Raw genomic sequence first — 15,111 nt, 5'->3', positions numbered from 1 at the left:
CAGTCGCTTGAAACAAGCCTTGATCGAAGCACGTACCCAAGGCGGAGGGACGCATGACGGACAAGAGCGCATACCGCCTCGACTTCTACGTCATCGCATTCGCGGTGTTTTTTGCGAGCGCGTATCTCGCCTGGCAAGCGACGCACGGCGGGGTGGTTAGTCATCACCTGCTCGACCAACGCGACCTGCCGGCTTTCTCCAATTGGTGGGGCCTCGCCATTATTCCGTTGACCGGCGGTCTTGCAGCGTGGTCGGTGCGACGCCGCGCTGCCGTCAAGCCAGATGCGCTAAGCAGTGCGATGGCAGCCGCTTTTTTCGCACTCCTCGCCGGAGTGATACTATCGGTGGCTTTCATGGTCGACGAAGGCGGGAGCGCTCCACTCTTCGTATTGCTGGCAGTCCTCGCGTCGGGATGCATATGGCCGACCTATCGTGGAGAATATGTCTTCGGTTTTGTTGTCGGGATGTCGTTTACTTTCGGCCTCGTGTTGCCGGCTATCATCGCGCTCCTTGCAGCCGCAATCTCGGCAGCCTTGTATTTTCTGGTACGACCGGCATTGGTCTGGGCGCTCCGGCGAGCGCGCACCTAGCCAGCCCTAAAAATGCTGCGGGCCTTGTGAGGCCCCCCGTATTCGCTTTTATCCGTGAGCTTTATGTTCCTAGATGACGCTCGATCCGCCGAACCAGCATGAGTAGTTCACGTGATGAAACGTTCTGAGGATAGCCCTGGTTGGATGACGAAGTTCAGCCCATGAGCCGGGCGGTACTTCTCAGCCTGGGTGCGCTAGGTCTTGTCGTAATGTTCGCCAATCTAGCCGACGTATTCGGTCTAGGCGGGCAGCCCTGGTACGGATATTGGGACGCGAACGTCGCGATGACCGAGCAACCGTTTACGGTCTCTGTAGTCGAGCCGGTACCGGGTGGTGCTGCCGATCGCGCAGGGTTACGCAACGGAGACCGCATCGACCTTCGACTACAGAGCCTGGAAGGACGGACGCGGATCAGCACCCAGCCGGTTGGAGCGCAACCGACATTGCTGATAGTCACGCGTGGCGCGAGAACGTTTGCCGCTCGCGTTGCCGGCAGCACGCTATGGGATGGTCAGACGGCGTGGAAGACCCTCAACGCAACGCTAGGCTCAATCGGCGGCTTTTGGTTTCTAGCATGCGCGTTTCTGATCGCTACGCGGCCGCAAGTGTCGCGAGACGCACGAATGCTGACCTTGATTCTCATCTTGCCTAGTTTTTTCGGACTCGGGCCCGGGGCTTTCGTCGTTCCCGACGCCCGGCTGAATCAAGGCTTGAGTCTTATCGCGTGCATCTGCGGTGCGACCGCCAGCGTATTGCTTATCGTTCTGACGTCGCGCTTTGGACGTCGCAGCCTCTGGCGCGGAGTATTGGAGTGGAGCGCGTACGGAGCCAACGCACTCAGCCTTGCCGGGTGCTTTGCCATGGTCATTGGGATCCTGACGCTCTGGTTCGATCCGCTGCCGTATCTCCTGGGTGGGCTTGGGCGCATCATTTTTGTCGTCACAAACGTAGCGGTCGCTGCGTGTGCGATTGCAGCGGTGGCAACCACGCCCATCGCCGAGCGGCCGCGTGTTGGGTGGCTGCTCGTGCCTCTACCGCTCGCGTCGGCGGTTGCGACCGCGTTCGGCAGTCTGTACGGGCTTATCCCCGACTGGTACCTCGCACTTGCCGTTACGGCGGTTTCACAGACGTTTACGCTCCTGGGTGCCTTGGCCGTCACCTACGCTTTGCTGAAGCGTCGGGTTCTCGATTTAGGCTTCGTTGTGAGCCGAACGATCGTCGTGGCGATCGTTTCGCTCATAGTATTGGCTGCCTTCGTGATTCTCGAATCGTTATTGAACACGGTGTTGGCTGGACTAAGTCACCCAACCGGCGTCGTCGCAAACGTGGCGCTTGCGCTCGTGCTCGGTGTATCGCTGAGCTACATCCACAAACGCGTCGATCGATTCGTCGAGACGATCTTTTTCCGTAAGCGTCACGACGACGAGCGTGCGTTGATCGATTTCTCAAAGGAAGCCGCGTACGTGACGGATTCGGCGGCACTGCTCGATCAAGCGATTGGGCGCATCCGAACACATACAGACGCTCGGAACGCAACGATATTCGTTGAAGATCGCGGCTCGTATGCGGTGGCACGCTGGTACGGTGACGGCTCCCCCGGGGCAATCGGAGAGAACGACGGTGCGATTCTTGCGTTGAAAACCTGGCACAAACCGCTCGATCCGCATCATTGCGACACGGCTGTACCGGGAGCACTTGCGCTCCCGATGCTCGCGACAGGCCGGTTATTTGGGGTCGTCGTTCTCGGCGAACGTGCGGGTGGAGAGGCCTACGCACCCGACGAGGTCGCGGCGCTCGCGCAGTTCGCACACGGCGTCGGCACCGCACTCGATTCGCTCGCTTCCCGTGACGCGGGCTCCATGGAGGCGTGGCGAGAGACCGTTAGCGATGCGTTGGTATCGCTAAACGACGCCGTGCGCGCGCTTCCGGACGCGATCGCAGCGCGGCTGCGCGACGGCCTCCCGTCTGGATAAAGAGTATCTGAATGAAGAAGCGGCACCACGCGGCGCCGCTTCTCGACCTTGGAGCCGCTGATTTAGCTATCTAGCTGTTTTCAGCTACTCACGAGCTCACGAGTTTACTGGCAAGGCGTACTTATTCCAATTGCCCTGTATTCTGGAGCATCTAGCGGTTTTTCACGCGCCCTAAGCCGGCGTTGGCTCGGGGCTCGGAAACGGACAGTTGCCGGCGGGTGCCGTGCCACTGCATCCAGGCAATGACTCTTGCGCCTGGTAGAAGGGCATGATACCTTCGACGGCGCTCGTTTCACCGGTCTCACCGTAGAGGGTCCCCCCAGCCGACTTAAAGACCGAAGGAGCGAAGATGAGCGCTGCAGCGACGAATATGAAGGTGATTGGTGTCGACAGGGGCGTTTGGGTCTTGTTTTCGTGCGCGAGGATGGCCGCAACAGCGAACGTCAAACCCGCGACATAATTTCCCGCCATAATTAATTGCGAGAGACTGCATAGCTTCGCGGCAACTTCCGGAGACAACGTACACGTTGCTGCACTGTAGGCGGCCTGGACCGCATCCGCGTTGCGTAAGCTACACGTGCCGCCTGCGTTTGCGGTTTGCGTTAGCGGTGTGGCGTCATCGAGCGCGATGCTCGAGACCGGAGAAAACTGGGGATCGCAGAGCGTGATAGCCGTCCGCTGCGGTGAATCGTGCACGATCGCCAGCGAATAGCCGCTGGCGTCGTCGCGAAAGAGAACCGGTTGCATCTGGCTATCGAAGAAGATGTGGGCGCTCAGACCGTCGTTGCCGCCGAAAACCTGCGCCTCGGTCAGGGCCGCAAAATCTCCCTTCGCGTCGCGCGTTCCCCACAGCACAATCCCGAACGTCCCTTGGTTTGTTTCAATGTTGGGAAGCTCGGCGAAGACCCGAACCGGCTTCGCCGCGTAGTACGCAAGCACCGGTGCCCGAGTGAGCTCGTTCACGCTTTGCAACGGCGCAGTCACTTCGACCTGAGGAAGCGTGCCCTGCTGCGTCGCGGGAGGCTGAGCCACCGAAGTGCTACACCCCCCAACCGCCAATGCCAGAATTAACGCCAGCAGCGGCCTCATGTATCGAACGCTCACTTACGGACTGGTCTTGGCGAATTCCGGCCTCGGAGCCTTTCTACCCAGGCAAGCGTAAGCCGGATTTCAACACGTCCCTCTCGCGAGCTACTCAGCGCTCTCCGATGCCTGTTTAGCGAATCATATTTGAGCACGATAAACGCGCATCGAGCACGATGACGCGATAGTGCGGTGAAAGCGCCGGAACGAGATAAGCGAAGTCGTGAATCGTGTCGCCTCCGCCTTCAAGTAGTACGACCGGGATACCCGTTTTGCCGTATCGCGCATAGAATAGCCACACGTCATTTACGGCAACGTATCCGTGCGCCGATGGAACGCCAGTGGCACCGGTATCGGAGGGACGGCGCGCACGGCTGTCAGGCCGAGCATGGCGAGCGCAGCGACGAACAATCCAAGTCGCGATTTCATCTTCGGAGGAGCTCCACGAAACGGAAGAGGAACGGGCTTGTATTCGGCCCGTTCCTCATTTACGGTTTGCTCGGTGAAAAGTCTCCGTTTTTAGCTATTTAGCTACAGCCACTCGTCGAACCGCAAGAATCACACTTCTCGCAGGCGCCGTTGCGGACCATGGTGAGCTGACCGCATTCGGAGCATGCGTTGCCCGTGTAGCCCTTGGCCTTAGATGCGTTGATCGCTTCGGTCTTCGATAACGTGGCCGTTGCGGTACCACTGGACGATCCGTAGGAGACGGGCGCTGCCGGCGCATCCGCGGTGGCACTTCCCATCGGCTGCGCTACCGCCGGCGACGTTTGACCAGGATGTAAGTGCGTGCTGACGGGATGGAGTTTCTCGACGACGCCAGCGGGACGCACGTTTACGCCACCCTCTTCCTCGGCAATGTACTCTTCTTGCGCTTCGGGTCCCATAGCGTCCATCTGCATTGAGGGCTGAACGTGAGCGAGATCGTAGCGCCCGAGATAGCTCACGGCGAGTTCGCGGAAAATGTAGTCGAGGATGGAGGTCGCCATTTTGATGTGATCGTGGCCGACGACCGGACCGTTGGGCTCGAAGCGCGTGAAGGTAAATGCCTCAACGAACTCCTCGAGCGGCACGCCGTGCTGTAATCCCAGCGAGATCGCGATCGCGAAATTGTTCATCAAGGAGCGGAAGGCCGCGCCCTCTTTGTGCATGTCGATGAAGATCTCACCGAGCTGGCCGCCTTCGTATTCGCCGGTGCGCAGGTAGACTTTGTGTCCGGAAATTGTCGCTTTTTGCGTGTATCCGCTGCGACGCTGCGGCATCGAGCGTCGCTTTGCGATGTAGCGGTAGACGATCTTTTCGGCAACCTGCATCGGCGTAATGAACGGCTGCTGTTGTGTTACCGTTGCGCCCTCTTCCTCGCGCGCGTCGCTACCGAGGTCGTAGCTTGCCGCCAGCGGTTGCGAGAGCTTCGATCCGTCGCGGTACAGTGCGACCGCCTTGATCATGCGCTCCCACGAATACCGGTAGGCCTCCTTGACGTCCGCGATCGTGGCCGTTTGCGGAAGGTTGATCGTTTTTGAAATAGCACCGCTCACGAACGGCTGCGCCGCCGCCATCATGTCGACGTGAGCGAGCGGACGGATATAACGTGTCCCGTACCGTCCGCACGGCGTCGCACAGTCGAACACCGCGAGGTGCTCGTCTTTCAGATATGGGGCGCCTTCAACCGTCATGCGGCCGCAGATGTGCGCCGACGCCTCTTCGATCTGCAGCGTCGTGAACCCGAGCCCGTCGCGCAGAATCGAGAAGTTCCAATCGTTGAGCTGCTCCTCGGTGAGCCCGAGCTGGGTTTTGCAGAACTCTTCGCCCAGCACGAACTTGTTGAAGACGAAGGGCAGCTCGAAAGCCCCGGGCAGGACCGCTTCCACCTTCGAGATTGCGTCCTCGTCGAAGCCTTTGGCTTTTAGTGTCGCTCGGTTGATATGCGGCGCTTCGAGTAACGTGCCGGTGCCTTTGGCATAGGTTTCGATCGCGTCGATTTGATCTTGCGAGTAGCCGAGCTTATGCAGGGCGGCATCGACCGACTGATTGACGATCTTGAAGTATCCGCCGCCGGCGAGCTTCTTGAATTTCACGAGTGCGAAGTCGGGTTCGATACCGGTCGTGTCACAGTCCATCACAAGGCCAATGGTTCCCGTAGGTGCGATCACGACGGTTTGCGCATTTCGGAAACCGGCCACCTCGCCGATGGACAATGCATCATCCCACATGCGGCGCGCCAGCGCCCACGTCTCCTGAGTGAAGAGATTGGGTGTGTGCGTGACCGGCTTTACCGAGAGGCCTTCGTAATCGTTCGGATCAGCAGCGTATGCCGCGCGCCGATGATTACGAATTACGCGCAACATCGGTTCGCGATTGGCTTCAAAGCGCGCGAACGGTCCAAGTTGCTGCGCCATTTCGGCCGAAGTGCGATAGGCCGTCCCCGTCATCAGCGCGTTGATCGCGGCGCACCAGCCGTAGCCTTCCTCTGAGTCGTACGGCAGGCCCAAGCGCATCAATAGCGTGCCGAGATTCGCATAACCTAACCCGAGCGTGCGATAGCCGTGATTCTTCTCGGCGATGGTCTTAGACGGCATCTGCCCCATCGTGACAGAAATCTCGAGAGTCGTCGTCCAGATCCGCGAGGATTCGGCGAAGCGCTTCGCATCGAAGTTTCCGTCATCGTTAAGGAATTTGACCAAATTCATGCTGGCCAAATTGCATGCAGTATCATCTATGAATACATACTCTGAGCAGTTGTGAACCACGATGCCATTGGCAACGAAATGGTGCGTGTCATTTTCAGTTAGATCGTAGACCTGTGCCTCACCGATGGGCTCAAGTGAAACCAGCCGCTCTTTCCTCGATCCCGCGCCGGGGCCGTTGCCGGCAATTGCCAATGGCGAAAAAGCGGGCATCGTGATGATGTCGTCGTCTGGCGTAAGCTGCGAAACCGGCACGTCGCCTCTGTTTGCCGTTAATATGCGATGATCGGCTGTGACTTCAACACGGTATCCATTAGTAAGCTCTAACGCGTAGACCGGCTTTACGCCAGTGGGGAAGATTTTGTTGACGAAGTGCGGCTTTCCGTCGCCGCCAATGACAAACGCAGCTTTGCCGACGAGTTCCGCGATGCGCTTCGGCCCATCGGCCGTAGCGACCAGTGTGTCTCCGGTAACGCACGGGTTAGTAGCGTTGATACGATCGTCGGCAGCGCACGTGTGCCACTCTTGAATCGTATCGTCGAACTGGAGGCCTGGATCGGCCGATTGCCACGCAGCCAGACCGATCTGTTCCCAGAGGTCGCGCGCTTTAATGATCTTGGCAGTGCCGCCATTGGTCCGCCATTTCAGCTCCCAATCTGCATCGCGATCGACCGATTCGAAGAAGCTGTTCGTCAGACGCACCGAGTTGTTCGAGTTCTGGCCCGATACCGTAATGTAGGCTTCTGAATCCCACGCCGTATCATACTTCTCGACCTCGAGGTGCGTGTAGCCCTGGCGAGCATAATCGAGTGCGCTTTGCGTCGCACCAGTCGGAATGCCAAGGGCAATCGCTTCGCGAATTGCGTTTCGCAACGACGCGTTCAAAGCGGGATCCAGGCGCGCGTGTTCTGGTATGCGCGTGTCGTGAGCGGCCGAAATAATCGCGTTTAAGTGCTTCTCGAAAATGCGCGAACCGACGACTAAATCGGCAACTTTCCGCTCTTCGCGAACCTTCCATGTAACGAATTCTTCAATGTCGGGATGATCCGCGTTGAGTACCACCATCTTGGCCGCGCGGCGCGTCGTGCCGCCTGATTTAATAGCACCTGCAGCTCGATCGAACACCTTGAGGAACGACATCAGGCCACTCGACGTACCGCCGCCCGTGAGTTTTTCACCGGCTGCGCGGAGTTTCGAGAAGTTTGCACCGGATCCCGAACCGCCTTTAAATATGCGCGCTTCGCGCATTACGCCATCGAAGATGCCGCCTTCATTGACGAGATCGTCCTCAATACCGAGGATGAAACACGCCGAGACTTGCGGATGTTCGAAGGTGTTGGCTGACGGCTTAGCTACGGCTGCGGCCGGGTCGACAAAATAGTGCCCCTGCGCCGGCCCCGAAATACCGTACGCCCAATGCAATCCGGTATTAAACCATTGGGGTGAATTGGGGGCGCCGACTTGGCGCGCGAGCATCGAGCACATCTCGTCGAAATAGATCCGCGCATCGTTCTCGGAGTCGAAATAGCCGTATTTCCAGCCCCAATAGGTCCAGCAGCCGGCCATGCGATTGAAGACCTGGCGGGCGTCGCGCTCGGCTCCAAACTGCTCGTTGCGCGGCAGGTCGTTGAGCGCAGTGTCGTCCGCCGCCGAGCGCCACAGCCACTCGGGCACGCCGTCTTCCTCGACCCGTTTCGTAGCCTTCGGAACGCCGGCTTTGCGGCAATATTTCTGGGCCAGCACGTCGACGGCGACCTGGCTCCAACTGGTCGGCACCATGACGTCCTTAGCCTCGAAGATCACCGAACCGTCGGGATTGACGATACGGGACGTCCGGGGCTCGAAGGTGAGTCCGGCGTAGGGATCCTGGGCGGTGGAATACACGCGGTGAAATTTCATGCGCAGCTGCTCCTTGCCAAGCGCGGTCGAGTGCCGGTTTGGGGACCCGAAATCTTCGGTGTTCTCTATGCGAACACCTGTTCGATAGACGGCGATGCCGACGCCGGCGTTAACACCTATTGTGCCACTCGGCGGCGTTGGACACAATATGTTGGGGTAGCTAAAGTGGAGTCCTTGTGGTCGACCTGTGAGTATCGCGAGATTTTTGGGGATTCTCGGCCCAGGCCGCAGGAAGCGAGTGGAGGCCGTGTGGAGAGCTCCGAGGATACCGGGGATAACCCGTGGGAACGGACTCTCCTATGATGGGTCCCGATCGTTACGCTCCGCGCCTTCACGACGTCCCTCACGAGGAGCTCGAGGCCGCCGGCATCCGGGGGCTGATCGTCGACCTCGATAACACCTTGCTCGGCTTTCGAGAGACCGAGCTCGGGGAAGAACATGTGGCATGGGTCGAGCGTGCGCACGAGCGCGGCTTTCGAATGGTCATGCTCTCGAATAACTTTTCCCAGCGCGTCCGGACGCTTGCGGCACAACTCAACGTGCCGTGCATCCCCAACGCGCTCAAACCGCTGCCGTTTGGTTTCTTGCGGGCCAAACAGCGTTTGCAGCTGCGCCGCAAAGAGATCGCCGTTGTCGGAGATCAACTCTTTACTGACGTACTCGGCGGTAAGATGTGCGGGCTTTACACGATTCTCACCGAGCCGATCGAAGCTAAAGACTTTGCGATCACGCGCGTTTTCCGGTTTTTTGAGCGCATCATGCTGCCCGAGCGGCGCACGCCGTGAAACTCGCCGTCGTCGGCGATCCCGTGGCGCACAGCCGTAGTCCCGCGCTCCATCGCGCGTTTCTCAGCGATGCCGAAATTGACGGCAGTTACGTTTCGATCCGCGTTCCGAGCGGGAACGCCGTTTCGGTGCTGCGTCGCATGCGACTGGACGGCTACACCGGTTGCAACGTCACGTTTCCCTTGAAAGAAGAAGCGCTGCAAGCGTGCGACGTGCTGACGACGGAAGCCGAAGAGTCGCAGGCGGTCAATACTATTTTTTTCGGACGCGACATTATCGGCACGAACACCGACGGCATCGGTGCGCGCACCGCCGTCGAGGCGCTTATCGACGAACCGATTGCGCTCAAGCGCATCGGCGTGCTCGGCTATGGTGCCAGCGCGCGCGCGATTCTCGCGGAGTTGCACGACAAGGACGCCTACGCTTTCGTTTGGGGGCGTGATCCCAAGCGCGTGCGCAAGGCCTGCGAGCGTTTCGAAGCTGAGGTGTGGCCGGGGGCAAATATCCCGGAGATCGTGATCAGCACGCTGCCTCCCGACGTGCGCCTGCCCAACGAGCTGCTCGCGGATCTGCAGGCACCCGATCTCGTGATGGACGTCAACTACGGTGAACGCGCCACGTTATCGCGTCAGCTGGATCGCGAGGTGGTCGCAGGCGACGCGATGCTAGAAGCGCAAGCGCGCGCGAGCTTCGATTTTTGGCTCGCGCACATCGATGCGATCGTAGAAGAGGTCACCGAGTGACTTAATTCCCGGTCGTCGACGGTCGATAATCCTTATGGAGCAATTCGCAAGCGACGCGCATATGAGCGTCGCGGGTTTCGCGTTGTCCTACCAGCGGTTTTTCGATAGGGAGAAAACGTGATCAAACGATCGGCACCCGCTGCCGCTCTAACACTTGCCGCAATCCTATTGCCGGCCTGCAGCGTCTCCACCGCTCACATCGGCAGCCTGCAAATGGCCAAGGACAAAGACATGTCCGCGCCCACCACGAGCTTTGGCGTCCATGACGCCGTATACGCAAAAGCGTCCGCGGACAACCTGCCCGGTAAAGTTTCGCTGAACTGGCAACTCATCGCTGAGAAGGTGGCCGGCCAAAAACCGAACACGGCGATTCCGCAGCTCGACAAGTCCTACAATCTCGATTCCGACGGCACCACGACGTACGATTTGACGCCTCCCGACGCCGGCTGGCCGGTAGGAACGTACAAGATCGTCGTTACGATGACGGACAACGGAACACAGCGAGATACGAAAAGCACAGAATTTACGATCGCCCAATAACGCTACTCGGAGAAAGGGACTCGACTATGAACATCCGGCTTGGAAAGTCGCTGGCGGTTGCCGTTGCAGCGACCCTTTTATTCGCGATTCCGGCTGTCGCCGGCGATCAGGACTTCACTCTGCACAACAATACGAGCAAGACGTTGAAGGAGCTGTACGTCTCGCCCCATTCCAGTGACGACTGGGGTGACGATATTTTGGGAGAGGACACCCTGGAGTCGGGCAAGAGCGTCGACGTGAAGTTTCCGCGCGCGGAAGACAAGTGCCATTGGGACGTCAAGGGTGAGTTCGAGGGCGGCGGCACGGCGGAAGTCGACGACGTGGATTTCTGCAGCGTGAGCGAAGTGAATTTCCACGACTAAAGCGTCCTAGCAGTCCAACAAAAGGAGGCTTCGCACGTGCGAAGCCTCCTTGTCTTTAAGGTCCGGAGAGGGAGGGATTCGAACCCTCGAGACGCTTATCACGTCTGCTCGCTTTCCAAGCGAGTGCCTTCAACCGCTCGACCACCTCTCCCGGCGGGGGCTATCTTACGATGCGGTACGTTCGGCGGCCCGCTGGTCGGCCAGAAGCTCCTCAAATTCGTCGCCCGGAAGGGCGCGGCCGAAAAGGTATCCCTGCGCGTACTCGCAGCCGCAGTCTCGCAGGAACTCCATCTGCGCCTCGGTCTCGACGCCTTCGGCCTGGACTTTCAAGCCGAGCGCGTGCGCCATGGCGATGATAGCGGAGACGATCGCCAGATCGTTGGCATCGTCGGGAATGTCGCGCACGAAGGTGCGGTCGATCTTGAGTTTGTCGATCGGAAAGCGCTTGAGATACGCGAGCGACGAGTAGCCGGTTCCGAAATCGTCGAGCGCGAGCGCGATGCCGATGCTCTTGAGCTGGCGCATGATGCCGATCGAATCCTCGGCATTGTGCATCGCCACGCTTTCGGTGATTTCGAACTCGAGCGTCTTGGGATGGTACTGCACTTGGCGCATCGCGTCTTCGATCGACTTGATGAGGTTGTAATGCAGAAACTGCCGCCCCGACAGATTGACCGCGAGCAACAAATCGATGCCGAACCGCGTCTGCCAGCGGCGCACTTGTTCGACCGCCGTGCGCAGCACCCAATCGCCGAGCTGCACGATGAAACCCGACGTTTCGGCTTGCGAAATGAACGTCTCGGGCGGGGCCCACGTATCGTCCCGTTGGGGCCAGCGGCATAGCGCCTCGAGCCCGACGACTTTGGTCGTCTGGAGGTCGACGACCGGCTGATAGAAGATGCGGAACTCGCCATAGCTAAGCGCGTTCGCCATCCTCTGATGCATGGGCAGCCGGTAACTCACAACGGACCCCCGTCTTCGCTGGTGTGAATGTTCTTCCCGCTAGTAAGCGCCTGTAAACTTGCCCGCTTTTCCAATGCGGGCGAAGTACGCGACGCGCGCCCCCTCTTCAGCTTGATCGACCAGCACGAACGCATTTTCCAGCTCTGGGCCGATCGCCGAGAGGCCGTGCCGCTCCATTAATACGACGTCGATGCCGCGTGCGAATGCATCGCCGCACAAATCCGCCAGTTCTTGCGAGCCGGGCGGCTGAAACGCGGTCCAAGCAACCGCGCCGAGCGTCTCGCGCGCGCCGACCGTCTCTTGCGGAAAAACTTCGCCCAAGAGCGACCACACCACGCAAAACGTCGGGTGTACGTGCACGACGCAGCGCGCGTCGGCGCGCCGGCGATAGGCGACGAGATGCAGCGGCAGTTCGCTCGTCGGACGCCCGGTAGCATCGCGCGGTGTTCCGTCGGCGGCGACGCGAACGACGTCGTGCGGCTGCAATCCGCCCAGACATCGGCTTGCCGGCGTCGCCAAGACGTCGCCGTCGTCGAGCCGTACGCTGACGTTGCCGCTCGTGCCGCTGACGAGGCGGCGATCCCATAAACGTTGCGCGTACGCCGTAATTTGCGCGCGCGCTTCCTCCTCGGTCATCGGCCTGCGACGTACGACGCAAGGGCCGTTGCGCCCTCGGGCGAAGCTGGCCGGAATGGTAAGCCTGCCCAAGCTCGGACGCGTCGTCGTTGCCGAGCCGTTCGACGAGCGCGGCCTCGCGGTCTTGTCGCGCGCGGGCATTGAGATCGTTTCGTGCGTGGGTTCGTCTCGCGACGCGCTGCACAGCGCGCTGGGCGACGCTCGCGGTTTGATCGTCCGCTCCGAGACCCGCGTCGACGGCGAGCTCCTTTCGCGTGCGCCGCAGTTGGAAGTCGTCGCGCGAGCCGGCGTCGGTGTCGATGCGATCGACGTCGATGCCGCGACCGCGGCCGGGATCGTCGTCGTGAACACGCCGAGCGCGAACACCATCGCCGCGACCGAGCACACGTTCGCGGTTTTGTTAGCAACCTTTCGGCACGTGCCGCAGGCGCATGCGTCCCTTCGCGAATCGCGTTGGGAACGCAAGCCGTTCGTCGGCAACGAGCTCTACGGGAAAACGCTCGGTATCGTTGGCCTGGGCCGTATCGGCAGTAACGTCGCCTCGCGCGCGGCGGCGTTCGGCATGCACGTCATCGCTCACGACCCGTACGTGCCGGCTTCGCGCGCCAGCGCACTCGGCGTCGAACTCGTCGAACTCGAGCGCCTGCTTGCATCCGCGGACGTTATCACGCTGCACGTACCCTTGACGCCGCAAACGCGCGGCCTCGTCGATGCGCACGCACTATCGCTCGTCAAACCCAGCGCCATGCTCGTGAACTGCGCGCGCGGCGCGGTCGTCGACGTCCCGGCGCTCATCGACGCGCTCGACGGCGGGCGCCTTCAGGCAGCGGCCATCGACGTGGTTCCCGACGAGCCGCCCACGGAAGGATCGCCGTCGGCCCGAATACTGAGGCATCCGCGCGTCGTCGCGACGCCGCATTTGGGCGGCTCCACATACGAAGCGCTCGAGCGCATCGCGCTCGAACTTGCCGAAGACGTCGTGCGCGTTTTAGGCGGAAGGCCGGCAACCGGCGCCGTCAACGCGCCCACGCTGGCAGGCGGCGCGCAAGCCGCCGGCGGTTTCGTCGATCTCGCGTTTCGGATGGGCGCGATGCTCCCGCAGCTTTTCGACGACGCGCTGCGGCGCGAGATCGCGCTCGTGCTTCACGGCGACATCGCCGAGCTCGACGCCGAACCGTTCGTTGCCGCCGCGTTGGCCGGAGCGCTCCCGTTCATGAGCGATCGTCGCGTCTCCATCGTCAACGCGACGGCGATCGCGCGCGACGTCGGCGTGCGTACGATGGTTCTGCGCGAAGGACCCCACGGTCCGTTTCGAGCCTCACTCTCGATCGCGGTGGAAGAGCATCGCTTGGTGGGAACCGTGTTGCCGAACGGCCCGCGCATCGTGGAGATCGACGGCTTCGAGGTCGATGCCGTCGCGGACGGCACGATGCTCGTGACGCGTCACCGTGACGTTCCCGGCATGGTCGGCCGCATCGGAACGATTCTCGGCGACGCAAAAATCAATATTTCGACGATGCAGGTCGCGCGCTCGCTGCGGGGCGGCGGTGCGATGATGGTTCTCGACGTCGACCGCGAGGTCGAACGCCAAGCCCTGGCGGCAATCGCGGCCGCCGACGGCATCGAATCGGTTCGTTTGGTCCGAGTGTAGCGATGCGTCTCTACGTCGCGCGTCACGGCGAGACGGACTGGAACTTCGCGGGACGCTACCAGGGACAGCGCGAGTCAACGCTCACCGAACTCGGGATGCAACAGGCGCGCGCGTTGGCGGGCGACCTGTCCCAATCCGGGGCTCGCCGCGTGATCGCTAGCCCGCTGCAGCGCTGCGTCGAGACGGCGCGCCCGCTCGCCGAGTCTCTTGAGTGCCCAATCGACACCGACGCTCGTCTCTTGGAAATCGCGCACGGCACCTGGGAAGGCCGGCTGCGCGAGGAGATCGAGCGTGCCGACGGCGAGCGCATGCGTGCCTGGCGCACGGCTCCTCATACCGTGACCTTCGCCGGCGGCGAATCGCTAGCCGACGTGGATCGCCGCTGGCGCGCGTTTGCCGGCTCGTTGCCGGGGGAAAATGACGTCGTAGTCGTGACGCACGACGTGCTCGTGCGGCTCGCGATCCTCGCCGCAACGCACCGGCCGCCGTCGCAACTGTGGCGGCCGCGCGTACGCAACGGGGGATATGCTCTTTTCGAGAAGACGTCCGGCGGCTGGGACCTTGTAGAAGAGTGTCACGACAGTCACCTCGACGGTTTCCTGGCCGACACGAGCCGCCAAGCGTTATGAAACCTCGCCACGAGGAAGGAAAGACCGTGACAACTGCAACGAAACCGTTTTTGAGCGACGTCACCGAGCTGCGCCGGCGCGCGCGCGAGAATATCGACCGCGGTGCGATCACCGATAGCTACGGGCTCGACACGGAGCAGGCGTGCGATATTCTCAACGCAGCGCTGGCAACCGAGATCGTTTGCGTCTTGCGCTATAAACGCCACTACTACATGGCGACCGGGCTGAACAAAGACGCGGTCGCCGCCGAGTTTCTCGAGCACGCAAACGAGGAACAGGGTCACGCCGATCGCATCGCCGAGCGCATCACGCAGCTCGGCGGCGCACCGAACCTCAACCCCGAGGGGCTCGCCACGCGCAGCCATTCCGAATATAAGGAAGGCACGTCGCTGGTGGACATGATCAAGGAAGACCTGATCGCCGAGCGGATCGCCATCGAGTCGTATACGGAGATCGTACGTTTCTTCGGCGAGCGAGACGTCACGTCGCGGCGCCTGATGGAAGAGATCCTGGCCGTCGAAGAAGAACACGCCAACGACATGCGCGATCTGCTGGAGAAGGTCAAGTAGA

At 60.9% G+C, this 15,111-nt stretch carries 15 protein-coding genes and 1 tRNA gene; 9 read left to right on the top strand and 7 right to left on the bottom strand.

Going from position 1 to position 15,111, the window contains the following annotated elements; translation table 11 throughout:
* The first annotated feature begins 53 nt into the window (after positions 1-53).
* Positions 54-590, top strand: a complete 537-nt coding sequence (locus tag VGG89_03795; GenBank protein HEY1975644.1) for a hypothetical protein — start codon at positions 54-56, stop codon at positions 588-590.
* Between the two features lie 209 nt (positions 591-799).
* The gene (locus tag VGG89_03790; protein HEY1975643.1) at positions 800-2,563 is read left to right on the top strand and encodes a GAF domain-containing protein; all 1,764 of its coding nucleotides are present in this window, start codon (positions 800-802) and stop codon (positions 2,561-2,563) included.
* A 171-nt stretch (positions 2,564-2,734) separates the two neighbouring features.
* Here the strand turns inward: VGG89_03790 and VGG89_03785 are convergent, their stop codons facing one another.
* From VGG89_03785 to VGG89_03770, 4 genes are all read right to left on the bottom strand, one after another.
* A complete protein-coding gene (locus VGG89_03785; protein HEY1975642.1) occupies positions 2,735-3,595 on the bottom strand; it encodes a hypothetical protein in 861 nt (286 codons plus the stop codon).
* Positions 3,596-3,779: 184 nt separating this feature from the next.
* Entirely contained in the window at positions 3,780-3,947 is a 168-nt protein-coding gene (locus tag VGG89_03780) for a hypothetical protein (protein HEY1975641.1), read from the bottom strand.
* 5 nt (positions 3,948-3,952) lie between these two features.
* Positions 3,953-4,075 carry a hypothetical protein gene (locus VGG89_03775; protein HEY1975640.1) on the bottom strand — a complete coding sequence of 41 codons (123 nt, stop codon included), beginning with the start codon at positions 4,073-4,075 and terminating at the stop codon, positions 3,953-3,955.
* Between the two features lie 98 nt (positions 4,076-4,173).
* On the bottom strand, positions 4,174-8,232 hold the full coding sequence (locus VGG89_03770; protein ID HEY1975639.1) for a hypothetical protein: 4,059 nt from the start codon (positions 8,230-8,232) through the stop codon (positions 4,174-4,176).
* Between the two features lie 299 nt (positions 8,233-8,531).
* Between VGG89_03770 and VGG89_03765 the strand changes: the two genes are divergently transcribed.
* From VGG89_03765 to VGG89_03750, 4 genes are all read left to right on the top strand, one after another.
* Positions 8,532-9,017, top strand: a complete 486-nt coding sequence (locus VGG89_03765; protein ID HEY1975638.1) for a YqeG family HAD IIIA-type phosphatase — start codon at positions 8,532-8,534, stop codon at positions 9,015-9,017.
* The gene (locus VGG89_03760; protein ID HEY1975637.1) at positions 9,014-9,760 is read left to right on the top strand and encodes a hypothetical protein; all 747 of its coding nucleotides are present in this window, start codon (positions 9,014-9,016) and stop codon (positions 9,758-9,760) included. The genes VGG89_03765 and VGG89_03760 overlap by 4 nt, the downstream gene beginning before the upstream one ends.
* Positions 9,761-9,877: 117 nt before the next feature.
* Positions 9,878-10,300 carry a hypothetical protein gene (locus tag VGG89_03755; GenBank protein ID HEY1975636.1) on the top strand — a complete coding sequence of 141 codons (423 nt, stop codon included), beginning with the start codon at positions 9,878-9,880 and terminating at the stop codon, positions 10,298-10,300.
* Between the two features lie 26 nt (positions 10,301-10,326).
* Positions 10,327-10,662 (top strand): hypothetical protein, encoded by a 336-nt coding sequence (locus tag VGG89_03750; GenBank protein ID HEY1975635.1) that lies wholly within the window; start codon positions 10,327-10,329, stop codon positions 10,660-10,662.
* A gap of 63 nt (positions 10,663-10,725) precedes the next feature.
* On the opposite strand, the gene VGG89_03745 is transcribed toward VGG89_03750, so the two are convergent.
* The 3 genes from VGG89_03745 to VGG89_03735 all read right to left on the bottom strand — a co-directional run bounded on the left by VGG89_03745 (position 10,726) and on the right by VGG89_03735 (position 12,261).
* Positions 10,726-10,813 (bottom strand) — tRNA-Ser (locus VGG89_03745).
* A 14-nt stretch (positions 10,814-10,827) separates the two neighbouring features.
* Entirely contained in the window at positions 10,828-11,625 is a 798-nt protein-coding gene (locus tag VGG89_03740) for an EAL domain-containing protein (protein ID HEY1975634.1), read from the bottom strand.
* A gap of 39 nt (positions 11,626-11,664) precedes the next feature.
* A complete protein-coding gene (locus VGG89_03735) occupies positions 11,665-12,261 on the bottom strand; it encodes a class II aldolase/adducin family protein (protein ID HEY1975633.1) in 597 nt (198 codons plus the stop codon).
* Positions 12,262-12,316: 55 nt separating this feature from the next.
* Between VGG89_03735 and serA the strand changes: the two genes are divergently transcribed.
* The 3 genes from serA to VGG89_03720 are packed head-to-tail and all read left to right on the top strand — an operon-like array spanning position 12,317 to position 15,110.
* A complete protein-coding gene (gene serA, locus VGG89_03730; GenBank protein HEY1975632.1) occupies positions 12,317-13,912 on the top strand; it encodes a phosphoglycerate dehydrogenase in 1,596 nt (531 codons plus the stop codon).
* Positions 13,913-13,914: 2 nt separating this feature from the next.
* The gene (locus VGG89_03725) at positions 13,915-14,541 is read left to right on the top strand and encodes a histidine phosphatase family protein (GenBank protein HEY1975631.1); all 627 of its coding nucleotides are present in this window, start codon (positions 13,915-13,917) and stop codon (positions 14,539-14,541) included.
* A gap of 26 nt (positions 14,542-14,567) precedes the next feature.
* Complete coding sequence (locus tag VGG89_03720) at positions 14,568-15,110, top strand: ferritin-like domain-containing protein (GenBank protein ID HEY1975630.1); 543 nt, start codon at positions 14,568-14,570, stop codon at positions 15,108-15,110.
* Position 15,111: the final 1 nt, after the last annotated feature.

The organism is Candidatus Baltobacteraceae bacterium, assembly GCA_036488875.1.
Classification (GTDB): Bacteria; Vulcanimicrobiota; Vulcanimicrobiia; order Vulcanimicrobiales; family Vulcanimicrobiaceae; genus JAFAHZ01.
This window is presented reverse-complemented; position numbering and strand designations above follow the sequence as displayed.

Bases quoted from the DNA above. Each gene is read 5' to 3' on its own strand.
- VGG89_03770 (HEY1975639.1), bottom strand. From the start codon at position 8,232: ATGAAATTTCACCGCGTGTATTCCACCGCCCAGGATCCCTACGCCGGA.
- VGG89_03765 (HEY1975638.1), top strand. From the start codon at position 8,532: ATGATGGGTCCCGATCGTTACGCTCCGCGCCTTCACGACGTCCCTCAC.
- VGG89_03735 (HEY1975633.1), bottom strand. From the start codon at position 12,261: ATGACCGAGGAGGAAGCGCGCGCGCAAATTACGGCGTACGCGCAACGT.
- VGG89_03795 (HEY1975644.1), top strand. From the start codon at position 54: ATGACGGACAAGAGCGCATACCGCCTCGACTTCTACGTCATCGCATTC.
- VGG89_03750 (HEY1975635.1), top strand. From the start codon at position 10,327: ATGAACATCCGGCTTGGAAAGTCGCTGGCGGTTGCCGTTGCAGCGACC.
- VGG89_03775 (HEY1975640.1), bottom strand. From the start codon at position 4,075: ATGAAATCGCGACTTGGATTGTTCGTCGCTGCGCTCGCCATGCTCGGC.
- VGG89_03725 (HEY1975631.1), top strand. From the start codon at position 13,915: ATGCGTCTCTACGTCGCGCGTCACGGCGAGACGGACTGGAACTTCGCG.
- VGG89_03790 (HEY1975643.1), top strand. From the start codon at position 800: ATGTTCGCCAATCTAGCCGACGTATTCGGTCTAGGCGGGCAGCCCTGG.
- serA (HEY1975632.1), top strand. From the start codon at position 12,317: ATGGTAAGCCTGCCCAAGCTCGGACGCGTCGTCGTTGCCGAGCCGTTC.